Source organism: Tardiphaga sp. (assembly GCF_041424195.1).
Classification (GTDB): Bacteria; Pseudomonadota; Alphaproteobacteria; order Rhizobiales; family Xanthobacteraceae; genus Tardiphaga.
Genome location: NZ_JBGMOE010000101.1, coordinates 21,219 through 42,114 on the forward strand (window position 1 = coordinate 21,219; position 20,896 = coordinate 42,114).

Here is a 20,896-nt window from a genome sequence, read left to right on the forward strand (position 1 = left end):
GGGAATTGCTAGCAGGAATCCGCCCGATTTGCACAGGCGCCGATGCGGCACTCGGCCACTCGACCAGGCGGGAACGATTCCGCGGCGCGTAACGGCTTGAAAATGCCCGGCCAAAAGCCGATGGTCCGGCCATGACCGAGACCTCTGTTTCCACCTCCACCTATGATGTCGCCGTTGTCGGCGGCGGCCCTGCCGGCCTTGCTGCGTCCCTCGCGCTGGCCGAGACCGGCGCCCGCACCGCCCTCGTCGCCCGCCGCGCCCCCTATGGCGACAACCGCACGACCGCGCTGCTTGGCGGCTCCGTCGCGTTTCTGGACAGCCTCGATGTCTGGCGCCGCTGCGCCGACAAGGCGGCCGCCCTGACCACCATGCGGCTGGTGGACGACACGGGCCGGCTGATCCGCGCGCCCGAAGTCAAATTCGTCTCCAGCGAGATCGGCCTCGAGACCTTCGGCTACAATATCGAGAACCGCGAATTGATGATCGCGCTCGAAGCGCGCGCCGCGGAATTGACCAATCTCATTCGCATCGATGACGAAGCCGATACGGTCACGCCGGACGAGATGCAGGTTCAGGTCCGCACGCGGCAAGGCCAGGTGCTGGCCGCGCGGCTGGTCGTCGGCGCCGATGGCCGCCGATCCCTGTGCCGCGCAGCCGCAGGCATTTCGGTCAAACGACGCGCGCTTGAGCAGACCGCGCTGACTTTCAACATCGCGCATAGCCGGTCGCACAAGAACATGTCGACGGAGTTTCATACCCCCGCCGGTCCCTGCGTGTTCGTGCCCCTGCCCGGCAACCGCTCCAGCGTCGTCTGGGTCAACAATCCGCGTGATGCCGAGCGCCTGATGGCACTGAGCGACGAAGCCCTTTCGGACGCCGCAGAGAAGCAATCGCATTCGATCCTCGGCCGGGTTCAGGTCGAGCCGGGTCGACACATGTTTCCGCTGGCCATCGAGCAGCCCGCACAACTCGCGAAGAACCGCATCGTGCTGGTCGGCGAAGCCGCCCATGTGGTGCCGCCGATCGGTGCGCAGGGCCTGAATCTTGGCCTGCGCGACGCCGGCGATATCGCTGACGTCGTTCGCGATGCCGGCATGAATGGCGCGGATATCGGGGCAGCGCCGGTGCTGGCGCGTTTCGAGAAGATCAGGCGCACCGATATCTCCTCGCGCACCTTTGCGATCGATATGGCCAACCGTTCGCTGCTCAGCGATCTACTGCCGATGCAGGCGATCCGCGCCGCCGGTATGCATGCGATCGGGTCGATAGGCCCGTTGCGCCGCCTCGCGATGCGCGAGGGCCTGTCGCCATCGTGGCGCAAGAGTGCGTCGTAGCTCCTTGTAGGATGGGTAGAGCGCAGCGAAACCCATCACCTTACGTGACACGATGATTGATGGGTTTCGCGAAGACGCTCTACCCACCCTACGGGAACGCGATCTGACCTGTCTTCAGGAAGTACATCACCGACGTCAACGTCAGCACTGACACAAAGGTGCCGAGCAGCACCGCAACCGACGCAGGTTCGATCCAGCTGTCATACTGCCGCGCGATCACGAATACGTTCAGCGCCGGTGGTAAGGATGCGAGCAGCACGGCCGTCGCGGCCCAGAACGGCGGGAATGGTCCGAGCAACAGCATCAGGCCGAATACGATCAGCGGATGAATCAACAGCTTGATGAAGATCAGGCCGGGCACCTCCCACGGCACGCGCCCGAGCGGGCGCAGGGCAACCGTCACGCCGAGCGCGAACAGCGCAACAGGCGCAGCCGAATTCTGCAGGAACAGCAGCATGCCATCGATCGCAACCGGCATCTGGATATGAAACGCCGCGACGAACGCGCCGAGATAGGCTGCCACGATCAGTGGATGCAGCACGATATGCCTGATGACGATGCCGATGGTCGGCAGCAGCGGACGCTTGTCGCCTGACGTCAGCGCCATCATCAGCGGCGCGATCGAGAACAGGAAGATGCTGTCGAAACAGAACACCAGCGCCGTCGGCACCGCGGCCTTCGGCCCAAGCACCGCGAGCGCGAGCCCCGGCCCCATATAGCCGATATTGCCGTAGCCGCCGGCGAGCCCGGCCATCCCGGCCTCGCGCATGGTCAGCCGGCCCAGGAACTTACCAGTGCCGACCGACAGGAAGAACGCCGTCGCGGTCGCCAGCGTGGTGCCGATCACGAAGGGCAGATTGTTGAGTTCCTCGAACGGCGTCTTCGCCATGATCCGAAAGAACAGCGCCGGCAGCGACACATAGAGGAGGAAGAAATTCATCCATGCGAGGCCGGTTTCGGGCAGGTTCTTCACCTTGCCGCAGGCGAACCCAATGAAGATCAGCCCGAAATACGGCAGTGCGAGATTGAGGACGTCCATCATGTTGTGCGTGTTTTTCTTGGTTCTTGGCCCTGCGGGCGGTGGTGAGACACCCAAAGTTCTGCACTTTTGAGCCAAAGTTCTGTGGGCAACAGGACCACGGTCTCATTCCCGATCGAAAATCCGTTTTATCGCGAGGAAATCCCGTGTTTGAGCACTCTTTCGCGCGGCACGCCCCTTCGCCTGGAAAAACGCGCCAAAATCCTTGCCGCCTCATCACGACGTCTGGCTTAGCAAGCTAAGCGACCCTGCCGAATCGTTCGTAGAGTCCAATTTGAGTAAAAGGCGGAGACTTCATCAGGAAGCAATAGTCGCGGCCGCGAATCAAGGCGACTTGACGCGAAAGAACAAATGGCAAACGCTTCAGGCAATGGTGGAGGTGCCCCCCAGCCCCTAGCTTAAGTGTGGAATCTCAAAAATGGCAATTCCACACTGCTTTATTCGTTGAAGCCTTCGCCTCCTGAAATCGCAGTTTTCAATTGATCAGTTGACCATCGGACGCGTTCGGCGATGAACTCGGCGAATGGCCGGACGTCCATCGCGACGCTTGCCGTCTCAAGGCATTGCAGATAGCGCGTTCGATCATCGACGCGAACAACCGTCCACGGATAGCCGCCTGATGCGAGCATTACGTTCATGAGAACCTGCCTCCGATGCCGGGCATCTTTCCGGACAAGATGGCGCCTGTCGTCCGCAACGCTGACGGCGGCCGCGAACTCGCAATGCTGCGCTGGGGCATGCCATCATCGTCGCAAGCGATCCTCAAGAAGGCGAAGACACGGGCCGAGAAGCTGGAAAGCAAGGGCAAGCAGGTCGATTTTAAGGAACTCCGGCGGATGGAACAGACAAGGGCACGACCAACGTGTCAATCGGCGTTCACCGATCCCCCGGATTAGGGGTCAATATTGCAGGCCGAATGACATCTTGGCGAGGGCAGCCCGGCTTTCGGTCGTGCCGGCATCCTTCACGGTAAATCAATCCAGCCAAGCGGCACTTCCTGATGCTACGTTGTGATCAAGCCCACACGGTCAAGCGAGCGATGCCTCATGAATTTGCGACAAATCCGCTACTTTCTCCAAGTGGCAGAACTTGGAAATCTGACGAGGGCATCCGATGTTCTCAACATCGCGCAGCCAGCTCTGTCTCGTCAGATCCGGCTTCTCGAGGAGGATCTGGGAGAATCCCTTTTCACTAGGTCCGGACAAGGAGTCGAATTGACGCAAGCAGGTCGGGCTCTGAAGGAGCACGCCGCGTTCGTTGTGAACCAATTTGATAAACTCCGCGAAGTTATCGGCGACCAGTCCTCGCCTCGAGGTCATTTGACGGTTGGGCTGCCGCCCGCGATTGGTCAATTCGTCAGCCTTGAATTGATTGACGAGTACTGCCGTCGATACACGGACGTGCATCTGCACGTCCGTGAAGGAATCAGCATTGATCTAGCAAGCGATGTACAGCAACGGAAGATCGACTGCGCTGTCGTTGTCTTGGATGATACCCCCGGAGTAAATGCCGAACAGCTTTTTACGGAAGGCTTGTTCCTGGCGGCGCCGCCCTCTGCTGGGTTATCACCCAGCAAGCCTGTCACGCTAAAAGCCGCTGAAAACAAGCCGCTTATTCTCACTAACAGGATGAATAACTTTCGTCTCGCAATCGAGGCCGCGTTCAAGCGCGCAGATATATCCATGCGCATACTGGCGGATAGTAACTCAACTCGCATGATTTCTAATTTGGTAACGCGCGGAACCGCTTATAGCATTCTCCCCTACTGCGCCATCCAAGCATCACTGAAGCAGGGCGACCTTTCGGCGAGTCCTATCGAAGGACTTCACGTGAACTGGGCCTTCATTCGCCCAGCGGCCGGAGAGCTTACCTTGCCCGCCAAACTCTTTCGGCAGCTCCTACTGGATATCGTGCGGAAGAAAATTGAGAACGGCAGTTGGCCGACCGCTATCTTGGCCGAGGCGCGTGACTAATTGGCACCCAGATATAGCTCGCTTATCAGATCACTATTTTTCAGCTCGGCTGCACTTTCGGCCGCAAATGCAATATGCCCGTGCACTAAGACATAACCGCGATCGGCTATCCGCAGAGCCTCTGTAAAGTTTTGCTCAGCCATTATAATCGTCAAGCCAAACCGTTGCTTCAATTCTCCTATCTTCGTTATCGCTTGAGTGACCATGATGGGGGCTAGTCCAACGGAGGGCTCGTCCACCAACAAGACCCGAGGGGACGACATCAAGGCCCTACCCAAGGCCAGCATTTGTTGCTGGCCGCCCGACATTGAGCCTGCAGGCTGCCGTCGTCGCTCCTTCAGGATCGGAAATGACTCGAAACAGTATTCCAGATTTTCATGGATTCGCTTACGTGCCGCTTTTCGATATGCACCAAGAAGAAGGTTCTCTTCGACCGTTAGCAAAGGAAAGAGCCGACGGCCCTCCGGAACTATGCTGATACCTAGTTCAACGATCTGCTCTGTCGTGAGCCGGGAAAGATCGAGCACCTTACCATCTATCTCTAATGTCACATGGCCGTGGGTCGGGCGCACGTCCCCGATCAAACACTTCATTAAGGTGCTCTTACCATTTCCATTCGTACCGAGCAGCGCTACCGTTTCCCCTTCGCGCACCTCCAAAGACAGACCGTGCAGCACCTGCACTGGCCCGTAACCTGCGTGGAGGTCGCTGACGACGATCTTAACTGCCAAGGTAAGCTCTCCTGACTTCTGGGTTCGCCATGACATTCTCGGGAAGATCATCACAGATGATCCGCCCTGCGGTCAGGCAAACAATACGCTGCGAAAACCGCATGACCGCCTGCATGATATGTTCGATCATGACGATGGTGATCCCCGCCGAGTTCAATTCGAGCAGGATATCCAGAATCTCGTTGACTTCCTTCATGGCCAGACCGGCCATCGCCTCATCACAGATTAGCAGCTTCGGCCGCGCAGCTATTGCGCGCGCGAGCTCCAGCTTCCGCAATTCGACTTGAGAAAGGTCGCCTGGATGAGCATGGCGTCGATCATCAAGCCTCACACGACTTAATATCTCGCTCGCCTCACAATACACCGACTCCTCATTCGAGGCATCGATCAACCCGTGGACGATATACTCTAGGGGCACCATGAGGTTCTCGACCACCGACATCGAGTGAAACGGTTGTGGAATCTGAAACGTTCGTGCAACACCCGTCTTAGCCCTTTGATGAGGCGCCAGCTTTGATATGCTCGAACCCTCAAACACGATTTGCCCGGTATCGACTTCCAGAGCGCCAGAAATACAGTTGATCAGCGTCGTTTTTCCCGAACCATTCGGGCCAATGAGACCAAGTCGCTCACCGCTTGCGACGTTCAGATTGACATTGGACAGCGCCGTAAAGCCAAAGAATGTTTTTGTAACATCCTGGACGTTCAGAAAGGCAGTCATGGCTTGATCAACCCTTCATTCAAGCGCCCCGTCGATGACCTGGACGTCAGGCAGCCTCGCAACCAATGAACCAAGCCGATCAAGCCGGAAGGTGCGACGACTACAAAAACGATGAGCGACAACCCGACGATGAGAAGGTGCTTCTCGGGACTGGCCGAAACTGCAAACTGCTGGCTGGCAGAAATCAGAACGGCACCAATAGCGGGGCCCCACCATTTCGACATTCCTCCGATCACCGCCATAGAAAGCGCCATTACGGAGTAGTTAAGATTGAAGACGGAGTGCGGCTCGATGAAACTGGAATACAAAGGTAACGTCGACCCAGCCATTGCCATAAGCCCTCCCGACAGCGCGCAGGCTATTAGCTTCAGCTTCAGCGTAGGCACTCCCGAACATTCGGCGGCAACCTCGGCATCCCGCAACGCCTGCAATCCCCGTCCTAGCCAAGATGTTTGGACGTAACGCGCAACGGCGAGTGAAACAACCGCTAAGACCGTCATGACCACCAAAAGCATTTGCGTGTAGGTCTCAAATCCAAGCGGAACCGGAGGCCGAAGGATCTGCATACCCGTCGCCCCGCCAACGTAGCGCCAATTCAAGACAAAGGTTTCGATGACGATAGCGACGGCAATCGTCGCGATCGAAAAAAAGATGCCTTTCAACCGAAGTGTCAAAAGTCCGACGCAAAGCCCCATAGCGGCTCCGATCAGCGCTGCACCGCCGATCTGCACAATCAGTGGAGCCTGAAACGTGAGCATAAGTACGAGGGCGGCATACGCGCCGGCGCCGAAGAAGGCGCCCGTCCCAAAGTTTACATATCCCGCATATCCCCCCAGCACATTCCATGCCGTCGCGAGCACCACGTACTGCAGGACGATATAGCTGACGTACAGATAATACTCGTTGAGGCCGAGCGCTGGTAAGAGATAGGCGGAAATAGGAAGCGCAGTTGCCGCAATCCAGAAAACGATAGAGCTCTTCTTCATCGGCCAAACAATCCTTGTGGACGGATCCCCAACACGAGGAGAAGAAGGCCATAGGCCACGGCGGGCGCCCATGAAGCTCCAAACATGGTAAGGACCAGGGATTCAATAACGCCGAGGATTATCCCGGCCGCGAGCGTTCCGGTTACGCTGCCCAACCCAGCCAGCACCACGACACAGAATGTGCGGCCGATGTAAACGCGATCGAGACTGGGCTCGACCGGGCTGACAATTATCAGCAAGGCCCCGCCAATAGCCGCAACCGCGGTTGCTAGGCCAACGTCGTTCGCAATCGCAATTTTTTCGAGTTTGACTTCGCCGGTTTCGGTATTGACCGCGATTTCAACAGCCTGCGCCGCTCTCGTGCAGAACGAGAAGATTTTGCGCATTCCGTCGTCGGCGGCGTGACCAGTCTCTGGGTCAATTTTGCTCGACGGGACAGTGAACGTCGCCTTGCCCAGCAATTCGCCGCCTGTCGGGAGGAAAGAGCCCGTGAAGAACACCGTGCGGAAAAGTTCGCGGACAGCCATGAAACGATCAGGATTATCCTTCACGAAGACCTTCATGCCGGCCAGATCAAGCTCTTCCGGGCTTGCCTGCATCACCTCAGCCGCCATCTTCAGTATCTGGCCCTTGACATCTTCGCAGGCCATCAGGACCGCATTGCCTGCGGCAAACGTGATGCGGCTCGAGCCGGTCAGTTGGTCGTAAGGCGTGATCCAGGTATCGACTTCAGCCGTCTTCACCCGATCCGGACGAACTTTGAAGAATTCGGCTGCAATTTGGATCAGGGTCGTCGAACTACCCTGGCCGATGTTGCCGGCGCTGTGTCGAATCTCGACGGTCTCGTCATTGTGAACTTTCACGATCGCCGAGGAAGCCGATGGAGCGACGCTATCCTTGTTAGCAAAAGCGATGCCGCGTCCTCTTCGCCAAGGCCCCTTCCCTTCCCTAACAAGCGTGCCGTGCTGCTCGAGGCCTTTCTTTATCTCGTCGAGCAACTCGGATCCGGCGACTGAATGCTGAATCTCTCCTGCGGCGTTGATCTCACCTTCTACGAGAATATTCTTTCTGCGGATCTCGTAGGCGTCCATTCCAATCGCATTAGCAAGTTCGTCGATATGCGATTCCAGTGCAAAATGGATTTGCGTGTTGCCAAATCCACGATAGGCAACGCCAGGCGGCTGGTTAGTGTAAACAACGTAATTGTCGAGCTTGAAGTTTGGAAATCGATATGAACCAAGCGGGCCATAGCTCGCCTGACGGGTAACCAGGAAGCCGTGTTGCGCGTAAGCTCCGCCGTTGACCAAGACAAACATTTCACAGGATGTGATCGTTCCATCCTTTCGAACGCCCGATTTGATCTTCATATCGAAAGGATGCTGGACACCAGCCCAACACAACGACTCCTCGCGGGTATAGACGATCTTGACAGGCCGATTGCCTGCGACGCGCGAGAGCACTGCGCAAAGACCCTCCGCCTTCATCTCGATCTTTCCGCCGAAGCCGCCACCCACGTATTTTGGAATGATCACGCGAATTCGCGAGTGCGGAATATCAAGCGCTTCGCTAATCTGGTTGAGCAGTGGGTAGGCAGCCTGAGATGACGACCAAACAGTAACGTTTCCATCCGCGTCCCACAGAGAGACCGAATTGTGTCTCTCCATAGGGGCATGCCCCATCATCGCATTCGTATAGGTTCTTTCCAGGACAACGTCGGCCTCTTTGAACCCCTTTTCTACCTCGCCGGTGCGAATGCGGTAGTAACCAAAGGCATTAGGATGTTTGGGGTCGTACTGCACCGGTCCAATGGGAACGCGCCGATACCTCTCCTGCTCTTCGTGAACAATCGCTGGCGGATTCGTCTGAAACGCTTCGTGTACGTCAAAGACCGCAGGAAGATCTTCGTAATCGATTTCGATGAGATCGCAGGCTTGCTCCGCAATAGCTTCGCTATCTGCAGCCACGGCAACGACGGGTTCTCCGATATATCGAACCTTTCCCCGCGCAAGGAGGGGCTCGTCATAGCAGCCGAAGCCGAACAGCGTCTGCGGGCAGTCCTTGTCAACAAGCACCGCGTGTACGCCGGCAAGACTTTGTGCGCGGCTAACGTCGATATTGATAATCTTTGCGTGTGGGCGGGTGCTTCTTTTGATCTTGGCCCACAGCATGCGGGGCATCTCAAGATCGATTGCATACTTTCCCAGGCCGGTGACTTTGCCATGCCCTTCTTCGCGGATGACGTTCTTTCCTAGAACCTCAAACTCTGCACTGTCCTTAATGTTATGCATTGGCCCCACTCCGAAGTTCCGCAGCTGCCGCGAGAATGGCTTCGACAATCTTCACGTAACCAGTACAACGGCAGAAATTGCCGCGAATGGCGTCTCTCACCTCCGCCTCCGACGGGTCCGGATTGCTGCTAAGCAGCGCTTTCGCTGTTAAAATGAGGCCCGGCGAGCAAAAGCCGCACTGTACCGCGCCATGCTCCAAAAACCGGCGCTGAAGCGGATGCAGCTCGGACCCGTTCGCGATCCCCTCGATCGTCGTCACAGCTTTGCCATCAACCTGCATCGCCAGCGTAAGACAGGAGCGTACGAGCTCGCCATCGACCATCACGGTGCAGGAACCGCAAACGCCCTCACCACATCCCTCTTTTGTACCGGTAAGGCCAACCCCCAGCCGTAAGACGTCAAGAAGAAGCTCGTTCGGCTCAATCTCCAGAACTTGCTTGCGGCCGTTGATCTCTATGTTAAGTGCTCTTCGCATTTTCTTCTCGCTCACCTAAGCGTGGCCAATGCGGCCGGCTGCAGCTTGAAGTGCGTCGCGCACATAGACTGCAACAAGACGGCGTCGATATTCCGCGGATGCGTAGACATCGCTATCAGGGGCGCAATCCTCGGCAGCGATCAGTGCGGCATTGTGGATCGCTTTCTCGTCGAGTTTTGCACCAACCAGGGCTTTCTCAGCCCGCGTCAAGCGGATGGGCGTTTCGGCTGAGCCGGCCAGCGATATGCTGGCACTCGTACATCCCTTCCCATTGGCTGTGAGGGCAACACCGACCGCGATGAGCGGCGTCTCCATGGCAGCGCGCCCCGCGTGAGCAAGATAGGCCATGCCGACCGGCTCCTTGGGTAGCGGTATCCTGATTTCGCGGACGAGTTCGGCCTCTTCGAGGGCCGTGGACATGTGACCGAGGAAGAACTGGTCGATTGGCAGCGTCCTCTCGCCTTTTGGATTCGAGATTACGAGCTCGGCGCCAAGTGCTAACAGGGCGGCTGAGGGATCACTGGCTGTATGACCTACACAAATGTTACCTACGACAGTCGCCCAGTTTCTCACCGCAGTCGTTGCGATGCGGGCAATGGCCTGAGAAAGCAAAGGCAATTTTTCCGCTACGTCGGACGACCTCAAAACGTCGGTAGACGTAGCGGTTGCGCCAATCTTCAGCACATCCTTGTCGCATTTTACGTATCGGAGCCCTGGAATCGATTTAACGTCGATCAGGCAATCAGGTGACATGATACGAAATTTCATGACGCGTAACAGCGACACGCCACCAGCAATTAGCTTCCCCCCGTCGGGATTCGCCGCCAAAGCTGCACAGGCCTCGCCTATGCTCTTTGGCGCCAAGTAATCGAACTTGGGTAGCGCCATATCGCTCTCCTGTCGCTAGGCGACTTTCGCCGCGGTTACCGTGCCATCGGTCCTCGTAAGATGAGCGTCGAACCAACCGATGGTCTCTCGCATCACAACTTCATAGACCGGTGGATTCACGAACTCATAAACATCGTAGTGGTCCGCGTCGGGGATCGTAACGAGCTTCTTTGGCTCGTTCGCCTTTGCAAACATGGAGTAGCATTCATCGATTGGCACAAGGCCGTCGCGCTCCGTATGGATAAACAGAATTGGCCTGGGAGATATTGCGTGCACGTAATCTTCGGGAATGTGACGCATCGTAGCTTCGGCGTTTTCAAGAGGATAACCCTCGGTGTACCTTTCGGCCGCCTTTACCTTCTCCTGAATGACCTGCCGCGAGTGAGGGTCGCCTGGCATAAGTTCGGTCACATCGACACGGCGCGACTTCCCCGTAAGCACTCGCTGAACGCGGTCTTCAGCGAGAACGTTCTGAAATTTAAGCCATTCCCAGTGCTTCCTTAGGCTCTTCATCCAGCGGTAGCCATTCGCCACGGGAACGACAGAGACTATGCATACAACGCGATCATCGGTGGCCGCGGCTACGACCACGTTACCCCCGCCGAACGACGTGCCGTAAAGTGCGATCTGGTTTGTATCTACCGATGGAATAGTGGTCATGTAAGTGACGGCGTTACGGATATCCTCGACCTGCTCCGTCGGCATCAAGCGCGCGACGATGCCCTCGCTCTTACCAAATCCACGGTGATCGAAAGTGAGCGCAACGTATCCGTGCTTCGCCAACCGTTCCGGAACGGGCAGCAGATAAACGTCCTTCATGCCCGTATAGCCGTGGCAGCAGATCACCGTGGGGCGCACTTCACCAGGCTTCAAATCATCGGGTTCATACAAGAGCCCGCTGAGCTTAAGACCTTCACTGTAAAATGAGACTTCCGTTACTTTGGCCATGGTCATACCTTTCTGAATTGCGCCGCTCAGGCTGCGTTCGCTTGAAGAGTAGCTAGAAGATTCTCGAAGAACCGATCGGCAATCTTCTTGCTTGTATTGGTGATCAGTCGCTGTCCCAATTGCGCAATCTTTCCGTTAATGTTGGCGTCTGCTTCATAGACGAGCTTCGTTCCGCCATCCTCGTCAGCAGTCAGTCTTACAAACGCTCCGCCCTTCGCAAATCCGGCGATGCCGCCGTCGCCCTCCCCGCTGATGCGGTAACCGTTCGGCGGATCCTGATCTTCGAGCTTTACTTTGCCTCGGAAGCGAGTTTTCAGCGGGCCCAGTTCGAGCCGGACAATTGCAGCAAAGATGCCGTCCTCCCGCTGTTCCAGCTCTTCGCAACCCGGAATGCATTTGCGAAGAATCTCTGGATCGTTGAGCGCCGCATACACAGCGTCTTGTCCGATGGGCAGCTTGTATTCTCCAGAAATCAGAATCGCCATATTACCTCTCCGTCGTCCCAGACCTAAGTTCACGCTATTCAGCGGTCCAACCACCATCCAACATCAGGGACGATCCCGTCATCAGGCTTGATGCATCACTCGCCAGGAACACAAAGCCCCCCATTACGTCGTCCACGCGTCCCAGACGCTTGAGCTTTATCTTCTCCAGCACCTGGCGCCTGAAATCGACGTCGCTAAGGAATTCTCTGGTCATGGGTGTTTCGACGAACGTAGGGCAGATAGTATTGACGCGAATTCCGCGCGGCCCGAATTCAACCGCCATAGCCCTTGTCATCCCCTCGATCGCCCACTTCGAGGTGCAATAGAGAGTCCGATTGGCAGCGCCAACGTGCCCCATTTGTGATGAGACATTAATGATAGAGCCTGGCCGGTCCGCCGAAATCAACCGCTGGGCAAACAATCGGGCCGCAAAGAATGCAGCTTTGACATTGAGCCCCATAACAGCGTCGTAATCGTCAACGGTGAGCTCAATCATAGGTTTGGGCCGATTCATTCCTGCGTTGTTAACGAGAATGTCGTGAACCGGCTGAGCCTCGATTACGCGAGTCAGTTGATCAATATCCGTTACATCGATAGTGAGCGCCTCGGCCGTGCCTCCCACAAGCTTGATCGCCTCGACCGCATTATCCAGCTCCTTCGCCGTCCGCGACACAAGCGTGACATGCGCACCCGCCGTTGACAGAGCGACTGCACGCACCGCGCTTGCCATGCTTTCGCAGACGGTCTCGGTGACAGCGAATGCAGCCGTCTTCGTCGATAGCCCCAGCTCCTTCCCAACGGCAGCGTCGAGCGCGCGTCCGGCCGCGTCAGAACTGAGAGCGACCCGACCTCCGGCGAATGCCGCAGGATCGAGCAGTCCGAGAGCAAGATCGGCGTCGGTCACGGTCGCGCCTGCCCCGCCGTTCGGATAACACGCAGGTCCGGGTTGGGAGCCGGCGCTTTCCGGACCGACGGTAACGCGTCGCAGCTTGTCCACGCCGGCGATCGATCCGCCGCCTGCACCGATCTCAACGAGTTCTACCGCAGGGATACGGAGCGGAAGGCCGCTGCCCTTCATGAACCGATGTGTCCGGTCCACCTCAAACGAATTTGCAGTGATCGGTTCGCCATCCTGGATGAGACAGACCTTGGCGGTCGTGCCTCCCATGTCGAACGAGACGACCCGCTTGTCGCCGAGGCTTCGGGCGCGCTGCGCGGCGTAGATGGCGCCACCAGCGGGACCCGACTCGACGAGGCGAATGGGATAGCGACGAGCGGTCTCGATGGACGTCAGACCGCCGCCGGACGTGACGAGAAACAAGCGTCCGGTAAAGGCGGCCGCCGCAAGCGCCGCCTCCATTCGTTCGAGATATCCATTGATCAACGGTTTGACATAGGCATTGCCTGCCGCGGTCGATGTGCGTTCGAATTCGCGGATTTCCGGACAGACGTCGGACGACATCGTGACCGACACGCCTGGCAGCGCGTCCTCGATGAATTTCGCCGCCGTCTCTTCGTGCTCGGGATTGGCGTAGGAATGCATGAAGGCGATCGCGACGCTCTCTACGCCGGTCGCCTTCATCTCCTGGGCGATCTTGGCAAGCTCCGGCAGACTCAGGCCGAGCTTCACGTTTCCCGTCGCATCCATGCGCTCGCTGACCGTATATCGGCGCTCGCGTGGGATCAGTGGCTGCGGCTTGGAAATCTGGAGGTCATACTGATCGTATCTCCCCTCGCTTCCCAACTCCAGCACGTCGCGAAAACCCGCCGTCGCGATAAGAGCAGTCTTTGCGCCCTTTCGTTCGAGCACCGCATTGGTGGCGAGGGTCGTGCCGTGGACGAAGACATCGACCTTCGACAGATCTAGATCGACGGTTTGCAAGAGTTGCTTGGCCCCGTTCATGAGCCCGACCTCGGGCTGCGCGACGGTCGTGAGAACCTTCCGGGTGACGCGCCCGAACGGACCGTCGAGCACGACGTCCGTGAATGTGCCTCCAATATCGATGGCGAGCCGGATTTCTGTCGTTTTGGCCAAGTGATATCTCCAGTGTACGTGGCTCAGATGAGCAACGGTTTGAGCGTTTGTGCCCTTTGGCGGCATAGTTCGACGTAGTGGGCGAATTCGATATCCGTCAGCGCCGGGGACTTCTTGCAATTCAGGTTGAGCGTTCCGAAGACTGAACCGTCATGTCGAAGCAGCGGCACGGCAACGGTCCGCCAGCCCATCACGAATTCATCCTCCATGACGCAATAGCCTTGCTCACGGGTCGCGATGATTTCCTTGCGGATGACTGCCTTGGAAGTGACGGTCGCCTCGGTCTGAGCAACCGGCTTGAGGTTTGCCATGTACTCGGCGAGTTCAGTCTCGGGCCTCATGCCGAGCAACAGGCGGCCTGCCGCCGTGCAATACGCGGGAAAGCGGACACCTACGCCGAGCGTTCTGGCCATGAGCTGTTGAGGCATGGTGTAAGCGACGACCAGCACTTCTTCGTGGTCGAGAACACCGACCAGACACGACTGCCCTGTAATGCGGCTTAGTTCTTCGCAGGCAGGCTGAAGGACCTGCGCATGACCGCCGCTGGTGAGGAACGATGTAGCAAATCGCACGACTTTCGGCGTCAACCTGAATGTCCGCCCGGACATCTCGGCGTATCCGAGAGCGCAGAGTGTATGGAGAATCCGTCTCACACTCGGCTTCGGCAGATCGGTCGCCCTCGCCAAATCGCTAATCGTAAGTGCGTCCTGGTGGTCCCCAAGGGTCTCGATAACCGTGAGACTGCGCGACAGCACCTCAAGGAAGTCGGATCCATGGCCCGCTGCGAGGCGCTTCTCGGTGTCTTCGGAACGTAGTTTTGTCATCTCGATCAATCCTCGGCTAGAATGGAGCGCCGCGGATCTCGGCCGGACGGCCGAGCTCGATGACTTCAAAGGCCGCTGTGGCAACCTTTCCTGAGAGATCTCAACCGAGATCACACGACCGCTCAGCGTACGTTCGTACGATTTTCGCATGGTGTCAAATCCCGGTCGAGAAGTGTGCATCTGCCCTTTCCCTACTGTTAGGCGCGTTCGGACGCCGTCACGGTCGAGATCGACGACGAATCCATGTCCTCTTTGCCGAGCACGATTGGCTCGACGCGCCTGATCAGGATCAGGAAGCTGAAGGCCGCGAGTAGAAGCATTCCGCCTGCAACTACGATGGCCGTCCGGAAGTCCTTGGTACCGTCGTAGATGATGCCGGTGACGATCGGGGAGATGATGCCGCCAATCGCTCCGAGCATCTGCTGAAGCGACCCGACGAACCCAGCATGCCCCTTCGGGGCGATGGCGGACGGGAGAGCCAACATGTTCGTCGCGGAGATGGCCTGCCCGGCCAGAGCAACCACGAACAAGATAGCAGCCGTTGCCGGATCGGCCGCATACACTGCCGGAATGATCGCGGCGCCGAGGAATAGTCCAACGCCGATCGCGGTCTTCCGCACAAGCGTCGATGAATAGCCCTTGGCAATAAGCAGGTCCGCGAGCCAGCCCGTCAGCGGTCCGGCGACCAACGAGATCAGGAATGGGACCGATGCCAACCACGCGATGTCCTGCATCGACATTCCCCGCTCTTTCGAGAGATAGGTCGGAAGCCAGGTCGCATAGATGTAGTAGAGGTACAGGAAGCCGAAGTAGCCGAGAGAAACGCCCCAAACTGCCCTGCTCTTCAGCAGCTCGCGGGTCGTGCCCCAGTTGAATTCTTCTTTTTTGACGGCGGGGGCGTCGAGCGTCTTCGGCACAGCGATCTGCCACGGGATCAGGAAGAACAGCGAGCCAATCCCTACAATGAAGAACATGTGGGACCATCCGAAATTCAACAAAAGGTAAGTGCCGATTACGGCTCCGAGCGCCGGTCCAAGACTGACACCTTTCGCGTAAATCGCTGTCGCCAAAGCCCGCCGGCGGTCGCTGAAGGCCGTTGCCATAGTTGCATGGGCGACCGCGTAGAGCGGAGCTTCGAATGCGCCAAGGAACAGACGGCAACCGATCAGAAACAGGAACAGCGAGCTCAGTCCGGTTGCCGCGCAAGACAGAGACCAGAGCGCGAAAGCAACGGACAAAACCTTTTTCGGTCCGAACCGATCCACCAACCATCCGGAAGGAAGCTGGAACAGCGTGTACGTCCAGGAGAATGAAGACAGAAGAATCCCAAGCGCCGTGCCTGTCATGTGACCGTCGGTCATCATCTTGGGGGCAGCGATAGACAAGAGCATCCGATCCATTTGCGAGATCGTCAGCGCGACGCCAACGAGCAGGATGACCATCCAGCTCCGAACAGAGTCTTTCTGCATCCGAAGTCCCCTTCCAGATCGTACGCCTACCGTACGTTTGTACGAATATAAGATTGCACGCAGGGGTTCTGGATGTCAAACACTCGTCACACGGCTTTCCGAATAAGTTTCGTGCGGGCAGCGCAACAATTTTCGCCATCTGCACCTCGACTGAACCCGCAGCGGCAAGAGGTCATAAGTGCCGCAACAGTTCTGATGACTGCTAGTGCTTGAAGCGTGCGCGGGGGCCGGGTCTCCCTGCACCCGCGCCTGCTTCGAGTCGTTCAATTAATTGGCAGCAATCCGCAGTTTGCCGACGAGCTCTTTCCACGCCGTGTTCGTCGCGATCACTTCGGCAGCGGCATCTCGTCCGGTGCTTGACTTACCGACTACGAAGTTTTGCTTCATGAGCGTCTGCATCGCAGGGGCCGATATCGCTTTCGTAAAAGCGCTCTCCAGGACGGCTACTACGTCACTCGGGAGTTTTGGCGGCCCAAAGAGACCAATGAAACCTCCGCGCCAATCGAATTCCGCTGGATAGCCAAGCTTCTTGAATGTCGGGATCTGCGAATATCCCTGCACTTCGTCCGGAGACAAAATCGCGAGTGCCTTCACGGAACGAGCATCGATCTGAGGAGCGAGAGTACTCATCGTTCCCATCGCGCAGGCAACCTGATTGCTCAGGATATCATTGAGCATGAGGGCTTCGCCCTTGTAAGGCACATGCACCATCTCGAGCTTGTTGTAGTCCGAGAACAATTGCTGAAAAGCATGACTCGTTGTGCCCGCGCCAAAGGTCCCGAACGCCAGCTTGCGACCGCGCGCGTATTCCACGAACTCCTGCAACGTGTTCGCGGGCGAGTCCTTCGGCACAATGAACGGCATCACCGTTCTGCCCATCGACCCGATTGTCGTAAAATCCCCTACCGGAGAGTATAGCTTCTGAGCGGACACGGCCGGGGCCTGGACCAGACTGGATGAGTTGAATAGCAGCGTATGCCCATCGGCAGCGGCACGTGCCACTTCGGCCGATCCGATCATGCCGCCGGCACCAGCACGATTATCTACGTAGACGGTCTGGCCGAATTCAGCGGAAAGAGTCTGCGCAAGGGCCCGCGAAAGCACGTCCACAACGCCACCCGCGGGCCACGGGCAGATGAGCCGAACGGTTTTCGTAGGGTAAGCGGCGGACCACGCCGCACGTGTCGAAGCCATGGCAGCCGCACCAAGAGCTCCGAACTGAAACAATCGTCTCGAAATCATGACCCCTCCTCATCGTACGCCGACCGTACACATGTACGAATATATCAGCATCCAAATCTGAGTTCGTCAAACAAATGTCGCAGACAGAGGTGCGGCGCCGGGTCGCTACGCAAGATCTACTTCTCAGTTCCTGCCAGTCATCGTCCGTCAGGGAGCGGTGAACTTCCTTTCCGGCTAATCGAATACATGCTGCGCCGATAAAGGGCCCCATCAACAAACTTCACTGTTCAGAGTGTCTGCAACCCATTCGTTCTATCATCGCCCTGGATGGTTGCACCTATGATGGTGGGTATGATGTCATCAACCCTATCGACCACAAGAGGCCGCGCAATACTCGCGGTGTGAACGGTAACGACCTGGCATTTCGCCCAGCTTCCGGAGGTCCGGGAGGTCGATCGTAGAATCACGAGCATCCGCAAGGATGAGCATCGATCGAAGCACGAAGAATTCGCTGAAAGCGTTAGGCATCTTCCCGGTCGGGATACCTGCGTTATCGTACCGGAGTGCTTGGGCGGCTTCAGAATAAGGCCTCGTCTCTTTTTCAATCGCAAAAATGCACCTTCTCAGGCACTACTGTGCGACGGCTTCCGCCAGTGCGCCCCAGTAGTCGATGCCGAAACCAAGCGCATCGTAATACATCGAGGCCGCGATGCCTTCGCGGCGGCACAGCTCGGAGATGCTCTCCTAGCCGCGGAGTCCTTCCAGCACAATGCGGATTCTCTCCTCCGTGGAGTATTACCGACGTGTCTGGCGCCGAATGTCCTTCAGCACTTGTTCTGCAGGCGTTTTGCCCGGTCCGGATTTCTGCTTCATCTTCGCTCCTTACGGCTACGATGAACCAGAAACCCTCCCCTCGAAAAGTCCCTCAATTGGTCTCAGGGCTGCTGAGGGCGAACAGTCTTTGACCTCCTATGTTTTGGAGCGACTTCGCCAGCGCCCGCCTTTACTGGTCTTTCTCCCCAAAGCTTGGCCTTTCTGTCGGCTGTTCTCGTTTAGTGCGTTAGGGCAGTATAAACTCTTTGAAGCGGCTTTCGGCTCTTCAGCGATATCCGGCATGGTCACATCCTCCAAGGCTCCAGGGGTTCAACACCGGTTAGCACGTCAGCTGTGGATTCCCACCCTGGTACACTCTTGCATTTCGAAACAGCTGCGCAGGAAGGAACCAACGATCCGGACAAAGCAGAGCAGTTGTCATCCGTCAGACTCAAGCGTTGTGCTCCGAACAATCCTGGGCATAAACATCAATTTGTGGGCGCTGACTTCAGCAGCGATAAACTCCGAAACCGCTGTGACACGGCTCAATCCGACTAGATCGAGGTGCGTGACCAACCAATAGCTGCGTTCGAAAACGAGCTGGGGCAGAATGATATCCAAATCCGCCTCGCCATAGGCCGCATAGTCGTGCAGGATACCGATGCCCGCGCCGGCCCGAACTGCCGCGATCTGGCCGATGGCTGACGAGCATTCGAACCGCGAATACTCAGCCCCATAGTGTTTTGGAACGAAGTTAAGCTGATCAGCAATAAGAAGGTCCTGTACATAAGTGACGAGCGTGTGTTGGGTCAGATCGCTGTCACTTGCTGGTCGCGGATGTTGGTCGAGATACGCCTTAGCGGCGTAGAAATGAAGGGAGTAATCAACGAGTCGCCTGATTGCGACATTTCCTTCCGTGGGACGTTCGATCGTAATCGCGATATCGGCTTCACGCTTGGACAGAGACACGCTGCGCGACATCGGAACGAGCTGGAGGGTCAACGATGGATACCTCTTCTTGAGGTCTACGAGACGCGAGCAAAGGAAGTAGGTTGTAAACCCGTCTGGCGCTGCAATGCGAACCGTTCCGGAAACACTGACATCCTTTTGCGATAGGTCGCGCTGCGCATGAATGAGCTGGGATTCCATCTCTTCGGCCGACCGGATCAATGTTTCGCCAGCAGTCGTCAAGACGCTGCCGGACGGCCTGCGGTCGAACAGGCGCGTCCCGAGTGACTTTTCCAGCGCGATAATCCGTCTGCCGACGGTCGCATTGTCCATATGAAGCGCGAGAGCTGCAGCAGAAAAATGTCCGGCACGGGCTACCGCGAGGAATACCCGTATATTGTCCCAATCCATTGCACCCCCGAGAGTTCATGCGCGCCCAAAGGCCGCGTCCGGAATGATAACCGGTCGCCCATCGATGAACCATCCGCGGAAATGCACGATTTGCCACGGAGCTATTTTTTGACCAGCAGACACTTACTTTCTGACAGCGGCAAGAATGCCTCTTCGGCCGGAATCGACGACAAGACCTTGTAGTAGTCCCAGGGCCCTTTCGACTCCGCCGGCTTCTTGACCTCGAACAGATAGGCCGGATGGATCTTGCGTCCGTCAGTGCGGATGGCGCCCTTGCCAAATAACGGATCGTCCGTCGGCAGCTCCTTCATCTTGGCAACAATGGCCGCGCCGTCGCGGTTATTTCCGTTCAGCGCCTCGAGCGCCTTCAGATAGTGGAGGATCGATGACGCGACGCCGGCCTGCGCCATCGTCGGCATCGCCCGGCTCTTCATGTTTTCTGAGAAACGGCGCGAGAACCCGCGTGTGCCGTCGTTGAGATCCCAGTAGAACGCTTCAGTGAATGTCAGTCCTTGGGCAACGTTCAATCCGAGCGAATGCACGTCAGTAACGAACATCAGCAGCGGCGATAGCTTCTGGCCACCCTGCACGATGCGGAACTCCGCCGCCTGCTTGACTGCATTGATCGTATCCCCGCCGCCATTGGCAAGGCCGATGACCTTGGCCTTCGATGCCTGAGCCTGAAGAAGGAAGGACGAAAAATCCGACGTGTTCGGCGGGTGCTTGACGCTGCCGATGAGCTTGCCGCCCATGCTCTTGACGATGGATGATGTATCGCGCTCGAGCGCCGCGCCGAAAGCGTAGTCCGCCGCCAGAAAAAACCACGAATCAGCTCCGGCCTTCATCATTCCGGTGCCGGTTCCGCGAGCCAGCATATAACTGTCGAACACCCAATGAATAGTATTGGGCGAGCATTGGGCATTCGTAAGGTCCGACGTTGCCGCACCTGAATCGAGAAACACGCGGTTCTTTTCGCGCGTAAGATTGCTGACCGCCAGCGCTACTGCGGAATTTGGTACATCGACGATCACATCGACTTTGTCGACATCGTACCATTGCCGTGCCAGGTTGACGCCGATATCTGCCTTGTTCTGATGATCTCCGGCGACCACTTCGATGGTCCAGCCTTTGTTGAGCAGGCCGGAGTCTTCGATCGCCATCCTGGCTGCGAGCACTGATCCCGCGCCGGTGATGTCGGAATACAGACTCGACAGATCGCTGAGGACGCCTATCTTAACGGTCTTGCTCGCTGCCGCCTTTTCCTGGGTCTGACCAAGGCCGGGTTGCATCATGAGCGACGCGCCTGCCGCCAAGATCAATATTATGCGTTTCATCCCACTTCCTCG

18 protein-coding genes and 1 pseudogene are annotated in these 20,896 nt (G+C 57.4%); 3 read left to right on the forward strand and 16 right to left on the reverse strand.

What is annotated here, in order from left to right:
* The first annotated feature begins 131 nt into the window (after positions 1–131).
* Positions 132–1,334, forward strand: coding sequence for a UbiH/UbiF family hydroxylase (locus tag ACEK02_RS14780; protein WP_371422425.1), 1,203 nt, complete (start codon positions 132–134; stop codon positions 1,332–1,334).
* 88 nt (positions 1,335–1,422) lie between these two features.
* Here ACEK02_RS14780 and ACEK02_RS14785 read toward each other — a convergent pair whose 3' ends face one another.
* Both ACEK02_RS14785 and ACEK02_RS14790 read right to left on the reverse strand, forming a co-directional pair.
* Positions 1,423–2,376 (reverse strand): AEC family transporter, encoded by a 954-nt coding sequence (locus ACEK02_RS14785; RefSeq protein ID WP_371422426.1) that lies wholly within the window; start codon positions 2,374–2,376, stop codon positions 1,423–1,425.
* Between the two features lie 434 nt (positions 2,377–2,810).
* Positions 2,811–3,011 (reverse strand): hypothetical protein, encoded by a 201-nt coding sequence (locus ACEK02_RS14790; RefSeq protein ID WP_371422427.1) that lies wholly within the window; start codon positions 3,009–3,011, stop codon positions 2,811–2,813.
* A gap of 3 nt (positions 3,012–3,014) precedes the next feature.
* Between ACEK02_RS14790 and ACEK02_RS14795 the strand changes: the two are divergent.
* Positions 3,015–3,238 (forward strand): annotated as a pseudogene (locus ACEK02_RS14795) (SOS response-associated peptidase); the annotation flags it as partial.
* 181 nt (positions 3,239–3,419) lie between these two features.
* On the forward strand, positions 3,420–4,346 hold the full coding sequence (locus ACEK02_RS14800; protein ID WP_371422428.1) for a LysR family transcriptional regulator: 927 nt from the start codon (positions 3,420–3,422) through the stop codon (positions 4,344–4,346).
* On the opposite strand, the gene ACEK02_RS14805 is transcribed toward ACEK02_RS14800, so the two are convergent.
* The 14 genes from ACEK02_RS14805 to ACEK02_RS14870 form a co-directional block, all read right to left on the reverse strand.
* A complete protein-coding gene (locus ACEK02_RS14805) occupies positions 4,343–5,077 on the reverse strand; it encodes an ABC transporter ATP-binding protein (protein WP_371422429.1) in 735 nt (244 codons plus the stop codon). The two genes, ACEK02_RS14800 and ACEK02_RS14805, sit on opposite strands and share 4 nt — an antisense overlap.
* Entirely contained in the window at positions 5,067–5,798 is a 732-nt protein-coding gene (locus tag ACEK02_RS14810; RefSeq protein ID WP_371422430.1) for an ABC transporter ATP-binding protein, read from the reverse strand. The genes ACEK02_RS14805 and ACEK02_RS14810 overlap by 11 nt, the downstream gene beginning before the upstream one ends.
* A complete protein-coding gene (locus ACEK02_RS14815; protein ID WP_371422431.1) occupies positions 5,795–6,784 on the reverse strand; it encodes a branched-chain amino acid ABC transporter permease in 990 nt (329 codons plus the stop codon). The genes ACEK02_RS14810 and ACEK02_RS14815 overlap by 4 nt, the downstream gene beginning before the upstream one ends.
* Positions 6,781–9,072, reverse strand: coding sequence for a molybdopterin cofactor-binding domain-containing protein (locus tag ACEK02_RS14820; RefSeq protein ID WP_371422432.1), 2,292 nt, complete (start codon positions 9,070–9,072; stop codon positions 6,781–6,783). The genes ACEK02_RS14815 and ACEK02_RS14820 overlap by 4 nt, the downstream gene beginning before the upstream one ends.
* A complete protein-coding gene (locus ACEK02_RS14825; RefSeq protein ID WP_371422472.1) occupies positions 9,065–9,547 on the reverse strand; it encodes a (2Fe-2S)-binding protein in 483 nt (160 codons plus the stop codon). Before ACEK02_RS14825 ends, ACEK02_RS14820 begins: the two co-directional genes overlap by 8 nt.
* A 15-nt stretch (positions 9,548–9,562) precedes the next feature.
* Positions 9,563–10,435: a xanthine dehydrogenase family protein subunit M gene (locus ACEK02_RS14830; RefSeq protein ID WP_371422433.1), complete on the reverse strand. Its 873-nt coding sequence runs from the start codon at positions 10,433–10,435 to the stop codon at positions 9,563–9,565.
* Positions 10,436–10,450: 15 nt separating this feature from the next.
* Positions 10,451–11,503, reverse strand: coding sequence for an alpha/beta hydrolase (locus ACEK02_RS14835; protein ID WP_371422473.1), 1,053 nt, complete (start codon positions 11,501–11,503; stop codon positions 10,451–10,453).
* On the reverse strand, positions 11,410–11,868 hold the full coding sequence (locus ACEK02_RS14840) for a carbon monoxide dehydrogenase subunit G (RefSeq protein ID WP_371422434.1): 459 nt from the start codon (positions 11,866–11,868) through the stop codon (positions 11,410–11,412). Before ACEK02_RS14840 ends, ACEK02_RS14835 begins: the two co-directional genes overlap by 94 nt.
* Positions 11,869–11,902: 34 nt before the next feature.
* Positions 11,903–13,903 (reverse strand): SDR family oxidoreductase, encoded by a 2,001-nt coding sequence (locus ACEK02_RS14845; protein ID WP_371422474.1) that lies wholly within the window; start codon positions 13,901–13,903, stop codon positions 11,903–11,905.
* A 23-nt stretch (positions 13,904–13,926) separates the two neighbouring features.
* Complete coding sequence (locus ACEK02_RS14850) at positions 13,927–14,727, reverse strand: IclR family transcriptional regulator C-terminal domain-containing protein (protein ID WP_371422435.1); 801 nt, start codon at positions 14,725–14,727, stop codon at positions 13,927–13,929.
* 197 nt (positions 14,728–14,924) lie between these two features.
* Complete coding sequence (locus ACEK02_RS14855; RefSeq protein WP_371422436.1) at positions 14,925–16,196, reverse strand: MFS transporter; 1,272 nt, start codon at positions 16,194–16,196, stop codon at positions 14,925–14,927.
* A 267-nt stretch (positions 16,197–16,463) separates the two neighbouring features.
* On the reverse strand, positions 16,464–17,438 hold the full coding sequence (locus ACEK02_RS14860) for a tripartite tricarboxylate transporter substrate binding protein (protein ID WP_371422437.1): 975 nt from the start codon (positions 17,436–17,438) through the stop codon (positions 16,464–16,466).
* Positions 17,439–18,629: 1,191 nt separating this feature from the next.
* A complete protein-coding gene (locus ACEK02_RS14865; protein WP_371422438.1) occupies positions 18,630–19,550 on the reverse strand; it encodes a LysR family transcriptional regulator in 921 nt (306 codons plus the stop codon).
* Between the two features lie 101 nt (positions 19,551–19,651).
* Positions 19,652–20,842, reverse strand: a complete 1,191-nt coding sequence (locus ACEK02_RS14870) for an ABC transporter substrate-binding protein (protein WP_371422475.1) — start codon at positions 20,840–20,842, stop codon at positions 19,652–19,654.
* Between the last annotated feature and the right edge of the window lie 54 nt (positions 20,843–20,896).